This is a genomic window from Verrucomicrobiia bacterium (assembly GCA_036268055.1).
GTDB lineage: Bacteria > Verrucomicrobiota > Verrucomicrobiia > Limisphaerales > Pedosphaeraceae > DATAUW01.
In genome coordinates, this window is sequence record DATAUW010000011.1 from 155,610 (window position 1) to 170,557 (window position 14,948).

The following is a 14,948-nucleotide window of genomic DNA, read 5'->3' on the forward strand; positions in this document are numbered from 1 at the left end:
TCAGCGATGAAAGCCTTTCATTTCACTCTGGAAGCCGTGCGGACCTTGCGCCAGCGCCAGGAACAAACGGCGATGGAGCAATATGCACAGGCGTTGCTCGCCCGCCAGCAGATGCTGGACAAGCTCAATGCCGTGCAGCTTGAACTCACCGCCTGCGCCGAAGCCTTGCGCGCGAAACTCACCGCCGGTTGCACCGCCAGCGAAGCCGCGCAGGCCACCGAATATCATCGCGCCTTGGGAAAACGCCGCGACGAATGCCAGGCCCAGCTTGGCCTCGCCGAACGCCGCGTGAATGCCGCGCTTCAAGCCATGCTCGGCGCGCGCCAGCAGCGCGAGATTGTGGATAAATATTTCGATAAACAAAAAAGCCGCCACCAGCGCGAGGTTTTGCTCGACGAGCAGAAGCTTCTCGATGACCTCGCCGGACGCCGCGGCAATTCCATGCTCAACTGGAACCCAACGGAAGTGACCTCATGAAAACATTACTAACGAAACCCTGGATGATTGTTCTGCTCAGCTCCGTGATTTATCTCGGCGCAACCGTCGCCTTTTGGAAAACCCCCGCCCGCGCGCGCGAAGTGGCCGACGACAAACAAGCCCCGCTGCAAGTTGTCCAGCACGGTCCGTCGTGGGAATTCACCAATCCCGAGGCCGATCAGCTCATGGCCGAAATCAAAGCCGAAAAAAAATCGCTTGAGAAAAAAGAGCAGGACTTGAATGACCTTTCGATACGTCTTCAAGCGGAACGCTCCGAATTAAATCTCGTCACGGAATCCGTGAAGCAGATGCAAAGCAATTTTGATCTAAGCGTCATTCGCATCAAGGACGAGGAAACAGTGAATCTCAAAAAACTTTCCAAGGTTTATTCCACGATGAGCCCGGACGGCGCGGCGAATATTTTGACCGAGATGGACGACGTCGCCATCGTGAAGATCATGGTGTTCATGAAGGACGGCGACACCGCCGGCATCCTCGAAGCGATTTCGAAGAAGGGCCCCACGGCCGCCAAACGTGCCGCCGCACTTTCCGAACGCCTGCGTCTTGCCTCGCATAATCCGACCCCAAAATAAATGATGACTCCAACCCGTCTTGCCGCTGCCGGAGAACCGGTCGCGTCGGAAGGTGTGGATTTTTCTGCGTCGTTGCCCGCAACGCCGCAGGAACACACCCATGATTTTTCCCGCCTGATGTCCCAGGCCGCTCATCAGCGCGCGAAACACCACACCGCGCACGAACAAAATAAAACCACCGCCCCGGCGAGCCCGGCACAAAACGCCCCCGCCAAAACGTCGCGCGCGCAAACCGCCAGCACCGCCCGCCAGTCCCAGACGAACACCATCGTTCCCCACGACGAATCGCCGGATGCCGAAACGAATGCCGACGCGTCCTTCGCGGCTGCGGCGGCAATGCTGGAGGCAACTCCGGATTCTGATGCGGCCGATGCTGCTGATTCCACTTCAGACGCAGACGAATCCGCCAAGACCGATGCCAATCTCGATCCCATTCTCGCAAGCACGCTTATGGCGATGCTTACGCAGACCGCGATCAAGCCAAACGAGTTGCGTTCGTGGTCGCTCAAGCCGGGCACGAATTTGAAAACCGGCGCGGGCGGTGATCCCGCTTTGGCGGCGGTGGGAATTGACGATGGAGAAGCATCCGGTTTGACCACGGCAACCGACTCCCCGGCAACGGGTTCAGTCGGAGATAAAAAGGCCGATTCCAACCAGGGTTCGATGAAGATTCCCAAGGGAATGAAGCCCGTCTTGGATAACGCCCATTTACCCCCGGCAGATATTTTAGCCCAAGCCAAGTTGGAAACGGCTAAAACTACCGACCCCAATACCCCTTCACCACAAGCTGTAGCATCCAAGGTAACCGATACCGCTACAGATAGCCTCCTTTCGACTGCGCCGCCCGATGGCACAGCCGCTGCTTTAAACAGGCAACGAATGAAATTTGTGGCTGAAAAGAACGAAACTGCCGGGCGCACGGTGCAAAAATTGCCGAGTGCGTCCTCGACCAGTGGCGTTGTTACCACTTCCGCCGCAAAGCCCGTAGCCGCAGCCGATTCCGATGCTTCCGCCAAAAAGGATGGCTTTGAATCCACTTTGAACTTCGATTGGGCTGGTAAACCCGCCGTTTTCTCGATGGAGCAGGGGAATGTCTCCACCACCACTGCCACCGATACCGCCGCCCAAGTCGAACGCGTCTCACGCCTCGTCAATCAGGAAGTGGTAATGATCCGTCAGTCCGGCGCGAACAACCTTGCGGTTTCCCTCAAGGTGGATGCCCACACCGAACTTTTTCTTCAACTCACTCATCACGACGGCCAGATTCAAGCCTCGTTGCGCGTCGAACGCGGCAGCGGCGCGGGTCTTGATCAACATTGGAACGACTTGCAGGAATCGCTGGCCAAACAAAACGTCCAGTTGCTTCCGCTCGAAAACAAAGCCGTCGTGCGCAATACTTTTAGTCCCTTGCCCGAGACCGCTGGGAACTCCTCGTTCCAGCAGCCGTCGCAAAACTCCCAGCGCCAGGCCCGCGAAGTCGCTCAAGACTTCACGACCGCCGCGCCGGTGAAAACCATTTCCACAAAAACCACTAAAACCAAAACCATTTCCCGGCAAGGCTGGGAATCCTGGGCCTGATTATGTCAACCTCCATCTCCTCCAACAGCAGCACCCCGGCGACCGGCAGCCAGACCTTGAACCAGGCCGACTTTTTGAAATTGCTCGTCACGCAGATGACGTCGCAGGACCCGCTCAATCCGCAGAGCGATACCGCTTTCGCCGCGCAGCTCGCGCAGTTTAGCGCGCTGCAACAAACGCAAACGATGTCCACCGACGTCCAGGGGTTGCAAGCCAACTCGCTCATCGGCCGCACCGTCAGCGTGGTCAGTTCCACGAACAATTCGCAAAGTTCCACGGGGGTCGTCACCGGCGTTCAATACAACTCCGGCGATCCGCAGATCCTCGTCAACGGCCAGGGTTACGACCTCACGCAACTCAGTTCCATTTTACCCGCGACCACGACCACCACTCCGTAATTTAAATTTTTAACCTCAACACCCAATAAAATATGCTTAGTTCCTTAACCTCCGGCGTCAGTGGTCTCGATAGTTTCCAGACCCAGATGGACGTCATCGGCAACAACATCGCGAACCTCAACACCACCGGCTACAAGGCCTCGACGGTTGATTTCGAAGACGCTTTCAGCAACCAGCTCATGGCTCCGAGCGGCGGCACCTCCACCAGCAGCGGAAGCAACGCCATCCAGGTTGGCACCGGCGTGGGCATCTCCGGCATCACCAATAACTGGGCCGCGGGCGCGACCAGCAGCACGGGCATCGCCAGCAATTTGGCCATCACCGGCAACGGCGGCAACGGTTTCTTCACCGTGAAAGACCAGACCACCGGCAACACTTACGCCACCCGCGACGGTACGTTCACCACCGACCTCAACGGCAACCTCGTCACCGAAAACGGCGAGAACGTGCAGGGTTATACCGACGGCACTTTGTCCACGGTCGGCAATATCAAGATTGACATCACCGGTTCGCCCAGCACCTCGCCCATGGTTTCGTACTCGATAGATTCCACCGGCAAGGTCACGGTTGTCCAGCAGGACGGCACGACCTTCGTGCGCGGCCAGGTGTTGCTCCAAAATTACGCCGATCCGCAGAAGCTCGTGAATGTCGGCAACAATCTTTACACCAACATCGCTGAAGCCGGTCCCAGCGCCCTCGGCGCACCGGGTACCGCCGGCCTCGGCAACGTCCAGGGCAGCGCGATCGAACTTTCCAACGTGGATCTCTCCGGTGAGATGGCCAATCTCATCAGCGCCCAACGCGCCTTTGAAGCCAACTCCAAGATCATCACGACCAGCAACGAAGTGTTGCAGACCGTCGTCAACCTCAAACAGAGCTAATCCTAACCGCCGCGATTTATGGCCAACCCGGAAGCAAACAAAGAAGAAGGCGCCGCCGCCGCACCTGCCGCAGCCGGCGGAATCAAGGCCTGGCTCCCGCTCATTGTCGCGGTCGTGGCCATGCCGGCGCTCGCGTTCACCACCACGAAGTTTGTGCTCCTGCCCAAGCTTCAGAACGCCGCCGGCGGCGCGCCCAAAGCCGAAGCCACTGCCGCCGCTCCTGAAAAGGAAAGCTCCTCCTCGGAAGGCGGAAGCAAAGAAGGCGGTGAAAAATCCGGCAACAGCAAGGGCAAGGTCAACGTCGCCCTGAGCAAGATGCTCGTGAATGTTTCCGGCACGCTCGGCACCCGTTACCTGATGACCAGCGTCACGCTGGTCGGCAACACCCCGGACTTCAAAAACAAAATTGACGACAACAAGGACCAGCTCATGGACCTCGCCACCGGTACGCTCAGCAGCAAGACCATCTCCGACCTCGAAAAACCCGGCGAGCGCAACGTCATCCGTTCCGAACTGATGACCGTTTTGAACAACGCCCTCGGCGGTCCGGTGATCCAGGAAATTTACATCACCGAAATGGCGATCCAATAAGTTCATGAATCCCGGCAGCGAAAATTCCAACCCCGCCCAGCTTCCCACTGACATGGATCAGTTGCTGGCCAAGGTCGCCCGCGATGAAGCCGAGCACGCCGCCCGGCTCGCCGCGGAACAAGCTGCCGCCGCCATTCAAGACTCCATCCAGCCTTATGACTTCCGCAATCCGATGCTGCTGACACCGCGCGAAACGCGCAAGCTGCGTTCGCATCAGGAAGATTTTCTCGCCAGTCTCGCCTCACGCCTTTCGATGCATTTGCGCCTCGAATTTTCGCTGAAGATGCTCGCGCTGAAAACCATCGCTTATCCCCAACTGGTGGCTAGCTGGGCGAATCCCTCGCATCTCACGATGTTCAAGATGGAACCCTTGCGCGGCGTGGCGATCATCGAGATCCAGCCGCAACTCGCCGCGAGCATGGTGGACCGCCTCATGGGCGGCTCCGGTGCGCCCCAGGAAATCGTCGGCGACATGAGCGAGATCGAACGCGCGCTGCTCGAACAGAATGTCCAGTTGATCATTGACGAATGGTGCTCGCATTGGACTTCGTTCAAGGCGCTCAAGCCCGTCGTTCTTGGTTATGAAAACAACGGCGCATTCATCCAGACCGCTTCGCCGGACACGAACATGCTCGTGCTCTCGTTGGAAGCCAAGCTCGGCGAATGCACCGGCTTGATTCAACTTGGATTTCCCTACTCGACGGTCGAGCCGCTGATCCGCCACGTCAGTCAGAGCACTGAAACCGCCGTCACGCCCGCGCCGCAAACTCCCGCCGCGGCGGCGCCGAAATGGAATGTGCTCTTCAACGATGTCAGCATTCCCGTCACCGCCGAATGGCAGGGATTGGAAATGACCGCCGGTGAAATCATCTCGCTCAAAGTCGGCGACGTGCTGCCCATCACCGCCGAGTGCGCGCAACAAGTCATCGTGCGCCTCGAATCCATCGCCCGTTTTCTCGGCCGTCCCGGAACCATTGCCAATCAATGGGCGGTCGAACTGACTGAAGTCATCAAATAATTTTTTATGGACGCCACCAAATCTCCTGTGAATTTTGAAATGCTGCTCGACGTGAAGGTCAAACTCACCGTCGAACTCGGCTCCTGCCAGGTGCCAATGCGCGACGTGCTCCAGCTTAACATCGGCTCAGTCGTCAAGCTCGACAAATCGGCCCAGGCCCCCGTGGATATTTTCGCCAACCAGAAACGCATCGCCCGCGGTGAAGTCGTGGTGGTGGACGATTCCTACGGCATCAAAATCCTCGAAATCTTCGGAGCCGGCCAGTGATCAAGTCGTTTTCCAAATTGAAATGTGCCGCCGTCGCGGCGCTCGGTTTCACCGCCGTGGTTTCCCACGCCGCTGATTTCGTGAGCACCAATTCCATCATCGGCGCGACGAATGCCATCGCCACCGCTGCCGCCACGACCACCACCACCGGCGCGAATTTGCCGGATGCCGGCGCTTCGCTCGTGCGCGTGGCGGGTGCGTTGTTGCTGGTCATCGCGGTTTTCCTCGGCGGCGTCTGGATGTTCCGCAACTGGCAGCGTCTCTCCACCCAAAGGAACGGCGGCGCAAAATTGAATTTGCTCGAAGTGAAATCGCTCGGCCAGCGCCAGTCGCTTTACGTCGTCGGTTACCAGCAACAGCGCATGTTGCTCGCGTCCTCGCCCGCTGGTGTGACGCTCGTAAGCCATTTGCCCGAGGCGGATGAAGCCGAAGCCGCCGCGCCCGCGCCCAAAATAAATTTCGCCGAAGCCTTTCAACAAGTCCTCAATCGCAAGTAAGTAAATGAAGCCGTCATTCAACCATTCCGAGTCTTCGCGATTGAAGCCCACGCAACTCCCGCCGCTTCGCGTCCGTGAAGTCGCGGTCAAAGGCAGCCTCGTCGTGGATCAATCCTGGGTCATCCACAGTGAGCGCAACCTCACCCCATTTCTTTCCCGCAATCAAACGGTCGGCGAAACCGAAGCGGCGTCCGATAGTTCTTCCACTGCCACCACCCCAACTCCTGCGAAGAAAAATCGCACGCGCATTTTTAGCTGGCTGCTCGCGCTGATTATTTTCGTCGCTTTCGGAACCACTCACGCGCACGCGCAGGCCGCCGCGCCCAGCGGCATTAATTTGAATATCGGCCTCGGCGGAGTCGGCGCGACCAACGACGTGGACGGCGCGATCAAAGTCCTCGCGATCATGACGCTGCTCACGCTCGCGCCCTCGATCATTTTGCTGATGACCTGCTTCACGCGGATCGTGATCGTGCTTTCGTTCGTGCGTTCCGCGCTTTCCCTGCAAGGCACGCCGTCGAACCAGATCATCATCGGCCTCTCGCTGTTCCTCACGTTCTTCATCATGTCGCCCGTGTGGGAAAAGATTGACCGCGACGCTCTCACGCCGTATCGCGCCAAGGAAATCTCCAGTGAAGTCGCCATGGAACGCGCCACGGTTCCCATCCGCAATTTCATGCTCAAGCAGACGCGTCCCAAGGACGTGGAATTATTTGTCGCGCTGGCAAAGATCGGCCCGACGCCCGCAAACGAACTGCCGCTGAAGATCGTGATCCCGAGCTTCATCATCAGCGAACTGCGCACCGCTTTTCAAATGGGTTTCCTTGTCTTTATTCCGTTCATTCTCATTGACCTCGTTGTTGCGACGGTGCTGATGAGCATGGGCATGATGATGATGCCGCCCATGACGATTTCCCTGCCGTTAAAAATACTTTTGTTCGTCCTGGTGGACGGCTGGCATCTGATTGTCAGCTCCATCGTGCAAAGTTTTGGCACCTGATTAAACCTGCTTGATTTTGAAATAATATGAATCCTGAATTCGCCGCTGAAATGTTGAAGAACCTGATGATGCAAGCCGTCACGCTCGCCTCGCCGATCCTGATGACCGCGCTCACCATCGGCCTCGCGATCAGCCTGTTCCAATCCGTCACTTCCATTCAGGAACAAACCCTCACCTTCGTCCCCAAAGCCCTCGGCATCGTCAGCCTGCTCGTCGTGCTGATGCCCTGGATGCTCCGCCAGTTGATCGAGTTCACCACCGCAGTCATCCAAAAGATGCCGCAGATGGCACACTAATCGCTTCTCACCCCTTCGTAGCTATCGCGGCGGCCTAAAACCGCCGTTTTTGCCTACTTGCACGGCAGTTATAGACCGCCGCTGCCGAAGAATTGTGCCTTGAAGTCCGGCGATTAATAACATGCTCGAACTCGTCAACTGGTTAATGGTGTTTCTCCGCGTCAGCGCCATGCTCGCGGTGTTTCCCATTTTCTCCGCCAACAATTTCCCGGTACAACTGCGCCTCGCACTCGGCGCGTTGCTGGCCGCGCTGGTTACGCCCGTGATCGCCCCGGCGGTCATAAACACACAGGATTTTCTCGGCGTAATCGGCTTGATGGCCACCGAAGTCGGCATCGGTTTGCTTTTCGGGTTTTCGAGCCGGATGATTTTTTTCGCGCTCGACATGGCCGGCGCGATGATCAGCCAGGAAATCGGTTTGCAGCTTCCCCCCAGCCTGGATCCCATGACCAGCGCCCAGGTCACCGCGCCCGGAAATGTTTTGTATTACCTCGCGGCCATGATTTTCCTGAGCCTCGACCTGCACCACTGGATGCTCGTGGCGCTGGAAAAAAGCTACAATTACCTGCCCATCGGCGGCGCGCATATCAGCCAGCTTTTGGCTACGGATTTTATTAGCCGCACCAGCCAGACTTTCGTCATTGCCCTGCAACTGGCCGCGCCGGTCATGGCGGTTTCGTTCGTGGTGTCGCTGGTTTTCTCCGTGCTGGGCCGCGCCGTGCCGCAAATGAATGTTTTCCAGGAAAGCATCAGCATCCGCACGTTGGCGGGTCTGAGCGTCTTCGGTCTCACGCTGCAACTCATGTCGCAGCACATCATCAACTACCTGCATCGGCTCCCCGAGGACATCCTCAGCGTGGCCCAGATGCTTAGCTCAGGTTAAAGGAAGGAGGACGCGATGGCCGAAGACACGGGCGATAAAACAGAACATGCAACACCAAAAAAACTGGAGCAGGCTTACAACCGCGGCCAGTTTGCCAAGAGCGCAGAAATCCAAACGGTGTTCGTCCTGCTCGCAGCGATGACCGCCCTGAAGTTTTGCGGCCCCGAAACCTGGCGTTTGATGGCGCAAACGCAAGTCTCCGTCTTCAGCCATCTCCACGACACTCCACTCACGCTCAATGCCATGCAAGGCTACTCTGCCAACGCCGCGATGGTACTCCTCCATTGCGTCTGGCCGGTCCTCTCGGCCACGGTGCTCGCCGGACTGCTTGCGGGCGGTATTCAGACGCGTTTCCGCACGTCGCCGGAGGCCTTGGACATCAACTGGGCGCGACTCAATCCGGTCGAGGGCTTTAAACGCACTTTCTCCATGAAAGCGGTGGTGCCGACGGGCATCAGCATTATGAAGTTATCTATCATCGGCGGACTGACTTACGGCGTGATCAAGGACGTCGTCGGCGACCCGATTTTCCACTCTTCGGTTGACTTGGTAAAAATTGCCGCGTTCATGGCAGATTCTGCCTTCAAAATCGTTACCCGCGTCGGCATGGCGCTCGTGGTTTTGGCTTCCGCCGATTATGGCTACCAGTATTGGCAAGCCGGTAAAGACCTGATGATGACCAAGGAAGAGGTCAAGGAAGAGATGAAAAATTCCGACGGCAATCCTCAGGTCAAAATGGCCCAAAAACGCAAGCGCCGCGCCATGTCCAAGCGCAAGATGCTCGCGGAAGTGCCTAAAGCAGATGTTGTTCTGGTGAATCCGACGCATATCGCCGTGGCCCTCCGTTACGACCGCAAAACCATGAAAGCGCCGACGATTGTCGCCAAGGGCATCCGCATGAATGCCCAGAAAATCCGCGAGATTGCCGAAGCCCATCAAGTGCCGGTCGTCCAGAATATTCCCCTTGCGCGGCTGATGTTTAAGTATGGCCGGGTGGGTGGCGAGATTCCTGCTCAGCTCTATTCCGCGGTGGCCGAAGTGCTGGCGTGGGTGTATCGCGTCAACGCCTATCGTTACTACCGTGAACAAAATTCTTAACTGATTAAGCGAAGCAAATGGCACAGGCAAAAGCAAAAAAGTCAACTCTCGTTCAGATCTTCAAGAACGGTGACGTCCTGCTCGTTGTGGGACTCTTCATGACCGTCGTCCTGATGATCATGCCGATTCCGCCATTTTTCCTCGATGGTTTTTTGGCTGTCAGCATCGCGCTCGCATTGCTCATTCTGCTTTCAATCCTTTACGTCAAGGAACCCGCTGAATTCACCGGTTTCCCGACGTTGCTGCTGTTCATCACGCTCTTTCGTCTCTCGCTGAACATCGCCACCACGCGTTTGATTTTGCTTGATGGTTACGCCGGGCATATCATTGAAGCCTTCGGTAATTTCGTCGTGCGCGGCAATTACGTCGTCGGCCTCGTCATCTTCCTGATCCTCGTCCTCATCAATTTCATCGTCATCACCAAGGGCGCGGGCCGTATCGCGGAAGTCGCGGCGCGCTTCACCTTGGACGCCATGCCCGGCAAACAGATGGCCATTGATGCTGAGTTGAACGCCGGAATCATCAATGAAACCGAGGCTCGCACGCGCCGCCGCAAGGTCGAGCAGGAGGCGGATTTCTACGGCGCGATGGACGGTGCGAGTAAATTCGTCCGGGGCGATGCCATTGCCGCCATCCTCATCACTTTGATCAACGTCCTCGGCGGTTTCGCCATCGGCATCCTGCAACGCGGCATGCCCGTGACCGAAGCCTTGCAACGCTACACCCTGCTGAGCATCGGCGACGGTCTCGTTTCGCAAATCCCCGCGCTCATCACTTCCACCGCCGCGGGTATTCTCGTGACGCGCGCCGCCGCGAAGGAAGATCTCGGCAAGGAATTGACCAAGCAGTTGCTGGCTTATCCGCGCGTATTGGGAATTCTCACCATCATGCTCGTGGCATTCGGCTTGATTCCGGGATTGCCGATGATTCCGTTTTTCACGCTCGCGTCCATCACCGGATTTTTGGCCTACAACTTGAAGGGCAGCGAACACGATCAGCCTTTAGCCACTAAGAATGGCACCGCCCAGGAGAACAACGGGGAAACGCCGGCTGCGGCCAAAACCGCGGCCGGCGCCACCGGCGACAAACTGGAAACGCTCCTCAGTATGGACGCGCTCCAGATCGAACTCGGCTACAGTCTCGTCGGCTTGGCCGATGCCCGCAAAGGAGGCGACATGCTTGAACGCGTGACAGGCGTGCGCAAAACCTTCGCCCAGGAAATGGGTGTCATTGTTCCGCCGATTCGTTTGCGCGATAATCTCCAACTGGAAGCGAACCAATATCGTTTCCTGCTCAAGGGCAACCCGATTGCCCAGGGCGAATTGATGCCCGGCCATTGGCTCGCGATGAATGCCTCCAACAGCAAGACCGTGCTCAAAGGCGTGCCGACCGTCGAACCCGTTTTCAAATTGCCCGCGACGTGGATCACCGATGTCGAACGGAAGAACGCCGAGATCAGCGGTTACACCGTCGTGGATGCTTCGTCTGTGCTCGTCACGCATCTCTCCGAAACCGTGAAGCGCAATTGCCACGAAATCCTCAGCCGCCAGGACGTGCAAGTGTTGTTGGATAATTTGAAGCTCACGCACCCGACCGTCGTGACCGAATTGATCCCCGCGCAACTCAATGTCGGCCAGGTCCAGCGCATCCTTCAGAATCTTTTGGCCGAGGGCATTTCCATCCGCAACCTCGCGGGCATCCTGGAAAAAGTCAGTGATTACGCCAGCGTCACGAAAAACCCGGACGAGCTTTCCGAGCACGCCCGCCGCGCGTTGGGATCGCAGATCGTAAAGCCGTACCAGACCGATACCGGCAGCCTGCAAGCCATCACGCTCGACCCGCGCCTCGAACAACAGATCGCACAAGGCGTCCGCCAGACTCCCACGGAAATCAGTCTCATGATGGAGCCCAAACTTGCCCGTCATGTCGTGGACACGCTTTCGCAACGCATCCAGCAGCTTCTCACCGCTGGCCAGCCGCCCATCATCATGTGTGCGCCGCAAATCCGCCTCGCGTTCCGCCGGTTTTTCGAGACCACCTTTGCCGACCTCACCGTGCTTTCGTATGCCGAAGTTCCCTCGCGCGTGCAGATCCAAAACGCCGGCATCATCAACTCACTCGAATAATTTGATCCATGCAACCGATTCCTTTCATCGCCGCCTCCGCTGAAGAAGCCGTCGGGCAAATCCGCGAAAAACTCGGCCCCGAAGCCGTCGTGCTCAACGTCCGCCGCCTGCCCGCCAACGGCCTCGCGCGCCTGTGGCAAAAGCCGATGATCGAAGTGCTCGCGCATCTTCCGCAGTCGTCCGCTGCCACCGCCGCCGAGATGGATCCGGTTTCTGAAACCCTCGCCGCTTTCCGCCAGCAACTCGACGAAATCAAACAACAAGTCGTCAACCGCCCCGGCAAACTCGACCTCGAAACCCCCATCCAATCCGCCGCCGATTTACTGTCCCCAACCCCGGAAGCTTCCGCACCCGATTACAATATCGTAGGGCAGAGTCTCGTAGGGCGGAGTCGCCGTTCCGCCTCCGAAGAAGCTCAAGCAGACGAAGCCGAAGAAGCCTTGCCCACCGGCAAATGGCGTGTCGGCGCGATGCTTCAAAAAAGCGGCCTGTCACCCCTCCACACCCAGCGCGTGCTCGATCAACTGCACGCCCGCCACGGCGAAAATCCGCCGCGCACGCTCGCCGAAGAAATTTCCCTTGCCCAAGCCGTGCTCGCAAAATTTTGGCGTCCCGCCGCGCCCATCAAGGACAAGTCCCTGCACGTTTTGATCGGCCCCGCCGGTTCGGGCAAGACCACCTTGCTTTGCAAATGGCTCACCCAAACCGTGCTGATGGAAAGCCGCACCGCCCGCGTATGGCGTCTCGACAGCGCGGTCGCCAACACTGCCGAATCCTTAAGTGTCTATTGCGATATCCTCGGCGCACCCAGCGAACGTCTCTGGGAAACCGGCAGCCGCGATTTCACCGAAGACCTCGGCTTCATTGACGTGCCCGGCGTGGACTGGCGCAAGCCCATCGCCGTGAAAGAACTCGCCGGCTACCTCAAGCAATTCGGCTCGCCGAAAATTCACCTCGTCCTCAACGGCGCCTACGATCTCTCCATTTTACTCGCGCAAACGCGCGCATTCGCGCACATGCCCATTGAGGACTTGATAGTCACCCACTTGGACGAGGAGACCCGCTGGGGCAAGCTTTGGAACCTGGTATTGGGCACAAATTACTCCGTGCGCTGTTTCAGTACTGGGCAAAATATTCCGGGAGACTTCTGCGAAGCTTCGCCGGAAATGATATTTTCACGCCAATTTCCCCGCAAATAGGGGTTTTCCCGAAATGCCTACGGGCCAATCGGAAGGCTGGCAACGCTCCTGCTTAGCAGGGGTTCAGATTTGAACGAATTATGAAGTCATTGTTGTTAATCGGCGGTCTGTTGGGATTCTGCGCCGGCCTGCTTTTAAGCTGGGCCTCGGAATGCTCCTGGCCCGCCTGTTTGTGGCACGGTTCCCTGGCCGCCTACCTGACCAGCCTTCTGATGCGTTGGTGGGGCAGTGCCTGGCGCAAAAACCTCGAAGACGCCATGCACGAAGCGCAAAACCGCCCCGAAGCTCCCACCGCCCCTTTAATTTCCAAACCTGGTAAATCATGAGTTCCACTACCCTTGAATTAAACGCGCCCGTTTCCGACGAAACCCGCTCCAATCAACGCGAGCTTTGGCGCCGCTACTCGAAGTCCGGCCACGGCAGCGCCATCGAAAACAAAATCGTCGAGCAATACCTCCCGCTGGTCAAAGCCGTCGTCGGCCGCCTTGCCATGACGCTCCCCTCGCACGTGAATAGCGATGACCTTTACAGCGCCGGCCTCGTTGGCTTGCTCAACGCCGTCCGCCGTTTCGATCTCAAGAGCGGTTCTTCCTTCGAGCATTACGCGCGCGTCCGCATCCGTGGCGCCGTGTTTGATGAATTGCGCCGCCTCGATTGGGTTCCGCGCTCGGTGCACGAAAAGGCCAAGAAGGTCGAGTCCGTCATGCAGGAACTTTCCCAGCGCAACGGCAATGTCCCCACTGACATGGAAATGGCCAAAGCCCTTAATCTCTCGCTCGACGAATACGAGGAACTGGTCGAGGAAATCCGCCCCGCGTCCTACGTCTGCCTCGATTCCGCCACTAATGGCGACAGCGAAAACGGCAGCGGCAGTTATGATTTCATCGCGGACGATTCCCAGACCGAACCCTGGGAAGGAACCGCCCGCCGCGAAATGTCCAGCCTCATCGAGGAACGCTTGAAACAGTTGCCCGAGATGCAGCGCAAAGTGCTCGCGCTTTATTATTTTGAAGATTTGCGTTTGCGCGAAATCGCCGAGGCATTCGGCGTGACGGAATCGCGCATCTGCCAGATCCATTCGCAGGCCATCCTCGCCATCAAGGCCCTGTTGAAGAAACAGGACCCCGAGACCTTTAACCACTGCTGATCCATGATCGTAATCGTTGGCGCATTAATCGTATTGGGCTCGGTCATCGGCGGCTTCATCATGGCCGGCGGCCATCCCCTCGCGCTGCTGCACTTGTCCGAGTTCGTGGTCATCGGCGGCGCCGCGCTCGGCGCGCTGGTGTTGATGTCCCCCAAGGCCGTGCTCATCAATCTTTTCAAGCAGTTGCTCGGCGCGCTCAAGGGTTCGCCTTACAACAAGTCCGCCTACGAAGACATGTTCAAGGCGCTCTATGAGTTGTTCATGCTCGGTCGCCGCAGCGGCATGGTCGCGCTCGAAGAACACGTGATGAATCCCGAAGCCAGCAGCATTTTCAGCAAGTATCCCGCCTTCCAAAAAAACCATCACGCCATGGATTTTCTTTGCAACGGCCTTCGCCCCATCATTGACGGCAAGATCAAGCCCGACCAGCTCAAGATGCTTTTGGAAATCGAGATGCACGCGATGGAAGAGGAACACGAAAAACCCATCGGCGTGTTGACCAAGGCCGCGGACGCCATGCCCGGATTCGGCATCGTCGCCGCCGTGCTGGGCATCGTGATCACGATGGCCTCCATCGCCGGTCCCATCGAGCAGATCGGTGAAAAAGTCGCCGCCGCGCTCGTCGGAACCTTCCTGGGAATTTTCATCTCCTACGGCTTCATGAACCCGCTCGCGGTGAACATGGAATTCGTCGGGGTCGCCGAGATCACTTACATCCGCTGCATCGCGGCATCCGTGATCGGCTTCGCCAACGGCATGTCGCCCATCATGGCGGTCGAAGTGGCGCGCCGCGGTTTGAGCAGTGAAGTGAAACCCACGGCGGACGGTCTCGAAGCAATGCTGAAGACTCTCACGCAAGCGCCCGCGAAATAATTTCGCAGCGTTCGGCAACCAATTTT

18 protein-coding genes are annotated in these 14,948 nt (G+C 57.8%); all 18 read left to right on the forward strand.

Annotated elements, in window-relative coordinates:
* Positions 1-6 precede the first annotated feature (6 nt).
* The 18 genes from fliJ to motA all read left to right on the forward strand — a co-directional run bounded on the left by fliJ (position 7) and on the right by motA (position 14,922).
* Positions 7-477 carry a flagellar export protein FliJ gene (gene fliJ, locus VH413_05085; protein HEX3798055.1) on the forward strand — a complete coding sequence of 157 codons (471 nt, stop codon included), beginning with the start codon at positions 7-9 and terminating at the stop codon, positions 475-477.
* Positions 474-1,070: a hypothetical protein gene (locus VH413_05090; protein ID HEX3798056.1), complete on the forward strand. Its 597-nt coding sequence runs from the start codon at positions 474-476 to the stop codon at positions 1,068-1,070. Before fliJ ends, VH413_05090 begins: the two co-directional genes overlap by 4 nt.
* Positions 1,071-2,648: a hypothetical protein gene (locus tag VH413_05095; protein HEX3798057.1), complete on the forward strand. Its 1,578-nt coding sequence runs from the start codon at positions 1,071-1,073 to the stop codon at positions 2,646-2,648.
* Between the two features lie 2 nt (positions 2,649-2,650).
* Complete coding sequence (locus VH413_05100; GenBank protein ID HEX3798058.1) at positions 2,651-3,046, forward strand: flagellar hook capping FlgD N-terminal domain-containing protein; 396 nt, start codon at positions 2,651-2,653, stop codon at positions 3,044-3,046.
* A 32-nt stretch (positions 3,047-3,078) separates the two neighbouring features.
* Positions 3,079-3,927, forward strand: coding sequence for a flagellar hook-basal body complex protein (locus VH413_05105; GenBank protein ID HEX3798059.1), 849 nt, complete (start codon positions 3,079-3,081; stop codon positions 3,925-3,927).
* A gap of 18 nt (positions 3,928-3,945) precedes the next feature.
* A complete protein-coding gene (locus VH413_05110) occupies positions 3,946-4,518 on the forward strand; it encodes a flagellar basal body-associated FliL family protein (protein ID HEX3798060.1) in 573 nt (190 codons plus the stop codon).
* Positions 4,519-4,522: 4 nt separating this feature from the next.
* Entirely contained in the window at positions 4,523-5,536 is a 1,014-nt protein-coding gene (locus VH413_05115; GenBank protein ID HEX3798061.1) for a flagellar motor switch protein FliM, read from the forward strand.
* A 6-nt stretch (positions 5,537-5,542) separates the two neighbouring features.
* A complete protein-coding gene (fliN, locus tag VH413_05120) occupies positions 5,543-5,803 on the forward strand; it encodes a flagellar motor switch protein FliN (protein HEX3798062.1) in 261 nt (86 codons plus the stop codon).
* A gap of 17 nt (positions 5,804-5,820) precedes the next feature.
* A complete protein-coding gene (locus VH413_05125; protein ID HEX3798063.1) occupies positions 5,821-6,300 on the forward strand; it encodes a flagellar biosynthetic protein FliO in 480 nt (159 codons plus the stop codon).
* 4 nt (positions 6,301-6,304) lie between these two features.
* Positions 6,305-7,300 (forward strand): flagellar type III secretion system pore protein FliP, encoded by a 996-nt coding sequence (gene fliP / locus VH413_05130; protein HEX3798064.1) that lies wholly within the window; start codon positions 6,305-6,307, stop codon positions 7,298-7,300.
* Positions 7,301-7,326: 26 nt separating this feature from the next.
* A complete protein-coding gene (locus VH413_05135; GenBank protein ID HEX3798065.1) occupies positions 7,327-7,596 on the forward strand; it encodes a flagellar biosynthetic protein FliQ in 270 nt (89 codons plus the stop codon).
* Positions 7,597-7,717: 121 nt separating this feature from the next.
* On the forward strand, positions 7,718-8,479 hold the full coding sequence (gene fliR / locus VH413_05140) for a flagellar biosynthetic protein FliR (protein HEX3798066.1): 762 nt from the start codon (positions 7,718-7,720) through the stop codon (positions 8,477-8,479).
* A gap of 15 nt (positions 8,480-8,494) precedes the next feature.
* Entirely contained in the window at positions 8,495-9,577 is a 1,083-nt protein-coding gene (locus VH413_05145; protein ID HEX3798067.1) for an EscU/YscU/HrcU family type III secretion system export apparatus switch protein, read from the forward strand.
* Between the two features lie 17 nt (positions 9,578-9,594).
* A complete protein-coding gene (gene flhA / locus VH413_05150) occupies positions 9,595-11,703 on the forward strand; it encodes a flagellar biosynthesis protein FlhA (protein ID HEX3798068.1) in 2,109 nt (702 codons plus the stop codon).
* An 8-nt stretch (positions 11,704-11,711) separates the two neighbouring features.
* On the forward strand, positions 11,712-12,902 hold the full coding sequence (locus VH413_05155; protein ID HEX3798069.1) for a hypothetical protein: 1,191 nt from the start codon (positions 11,712-11,714) through the stop codon (positions 12,900-12,902).
* An 80-nt stretch (positions 12,903-12,982) separates the two neighbouring features.
* Positions 12,983-13,228 carry a hypothetical protein gene (locus tag VH413_05160; protein HEX3798070.1) on the forward strand — a complete coding sequence of 82 codons (246 nt, stop codon included), beginning with the start codon at positions 12,983-12,985 and terminating at the stop codon, positions 13,226-13,228.
* Positions 13,225-14,049, forward strand: coding sequence for a FliA/WhiG family RNA polymerase sigma factor (locus tag VH413_05165; GenBank protein ID HEX3798071.1), 825 nt, complete (start codon positions 13,225-13,227; stop codon positions 14,047-14,049). Before VH413_05160 ends, VH413_05165 begins: the two co-directional genes overlap by 4 nt.
* A 3-nt stretch (positions 14,050-14,052) precedes the next feature.
* A complete protein-coding gene (gene motA, locus VH413_05170; protein ID HEX3798072.1) occupies positions 14,053-14,922 on the forward strand; it encodes a flagellar motor stator protein MotA in 870 nt (289 codons plus the stop codon).
* Positions 14,923-14,948: the final 26 nt, after the last annotated feature.

Coding starts and splice junctions, on each gene's coding strand:
- fliJ (HEX3798055.1), top strand. CDS start 7: ATGAAAGCCTTTCATTTCACTCTGGAAGCCGTGCGGACCTTGCGCCAG.
- VH413_05090 (HEX3798056.1), top strand. CDS start 474: ATGAAAACATTACTAACGAAACCCTGGATGATTGTTCTGCTCAGCTCC.
- VH413_05095 (HEX3798057.1), top strand. CDS start 1,071: ATGATGACTCCAACCCGTCTTGCCGCTGCCGGAGAACCGGTCGCGTCG.
- VH413_05100 (HEX3798058.1), top strand. CDS start 2,651: ATGTCAACCTCCATCTCCTCCAACAGCAGCACCCCGGCGACCGGCAGC.
- VH413_05105 (HEX3798059.1), top strand. CDS start 3,079: ATGCTTAGTTCCTTAACCTCCGGCGTCAGTGGTCTCGATAGTTTCCAG.
- VH413_05110 (HEX3798060.1), top strand. CDS start 3,946: ATGGCCAACCCGGAAGCAAACAAAGAAGAAGGCGCCGCCGCCGCACCT.
- VH413_05115 (HEX3798061.1), top strand. CDS start 4,523: ATGAATCCCGGCAGCGAAAATTCCAACCCCGCCCAGCTTCCCACTGAC.
- fliN (HEX3798062.1), top strand. CDS start 5,543: ATGGACGCCACCAAATCTCCTGTGAATTTTGAAATGCTGCTCGACGTG.
- fliP (HEX3798064.1), top strand. CDS start 6,305: ATGAAGCCGTCATTCAACCATTCCGAGTCTTCGCGATTGAAGCCCACG.
- VH413_05135 (HEX3798065.1), top strand. CDS start 7,327: ATGAATCCTGAATTCGCCGCTGAAATGTTGAAGAACCTGATGATGCAA.
- fliR (HEX3798066.1), top strand. CDS start 7,718: ATGCTCGAACTCGTCAACTGGTTAATGGTGTTTCTCCGCGTCAGCGCC.
- VH413_05145 (HEX3798067.1), top strand. CDS start 8,495: ATGGCCGAAGACACGGGCGATAAAACAGAACATGCAACACCAAAAAAA.
- flhA (HEX3798068.1), top strand. CDS start 9,595: ATGGCACAGGCAAAAGCAAAAAAGTCAACTCTCGTTCAGATCTTCAAG.
- VH413_05155 (HEX3798069.1), top strand. CDS start 11,712: ATGCAACCGATTCCTTTCATCGCCGCCTCCGCTGAAGAAGCCGTCGGG.
- VH413_05160 (HEX3798070.1), top strand. CDS start 12,983: ATGAAGTCATTGTTGTTAATCGGCGGTCTGTTGGGATTCTGCGCCGGC.
- VH413_05165 (HEX3798071.1), top strand. CDS start 13,225: ATGAGTTCCACTACCCTTGAATTAAACGCGCCCGTTTCCGACGAAACC.
- motA (HEX3798072.1), top strand. CDS start 14,053: ATGATCGTAATCGTTGGCGCATTAATCGTATTGGGCTCGGTCATCGGC.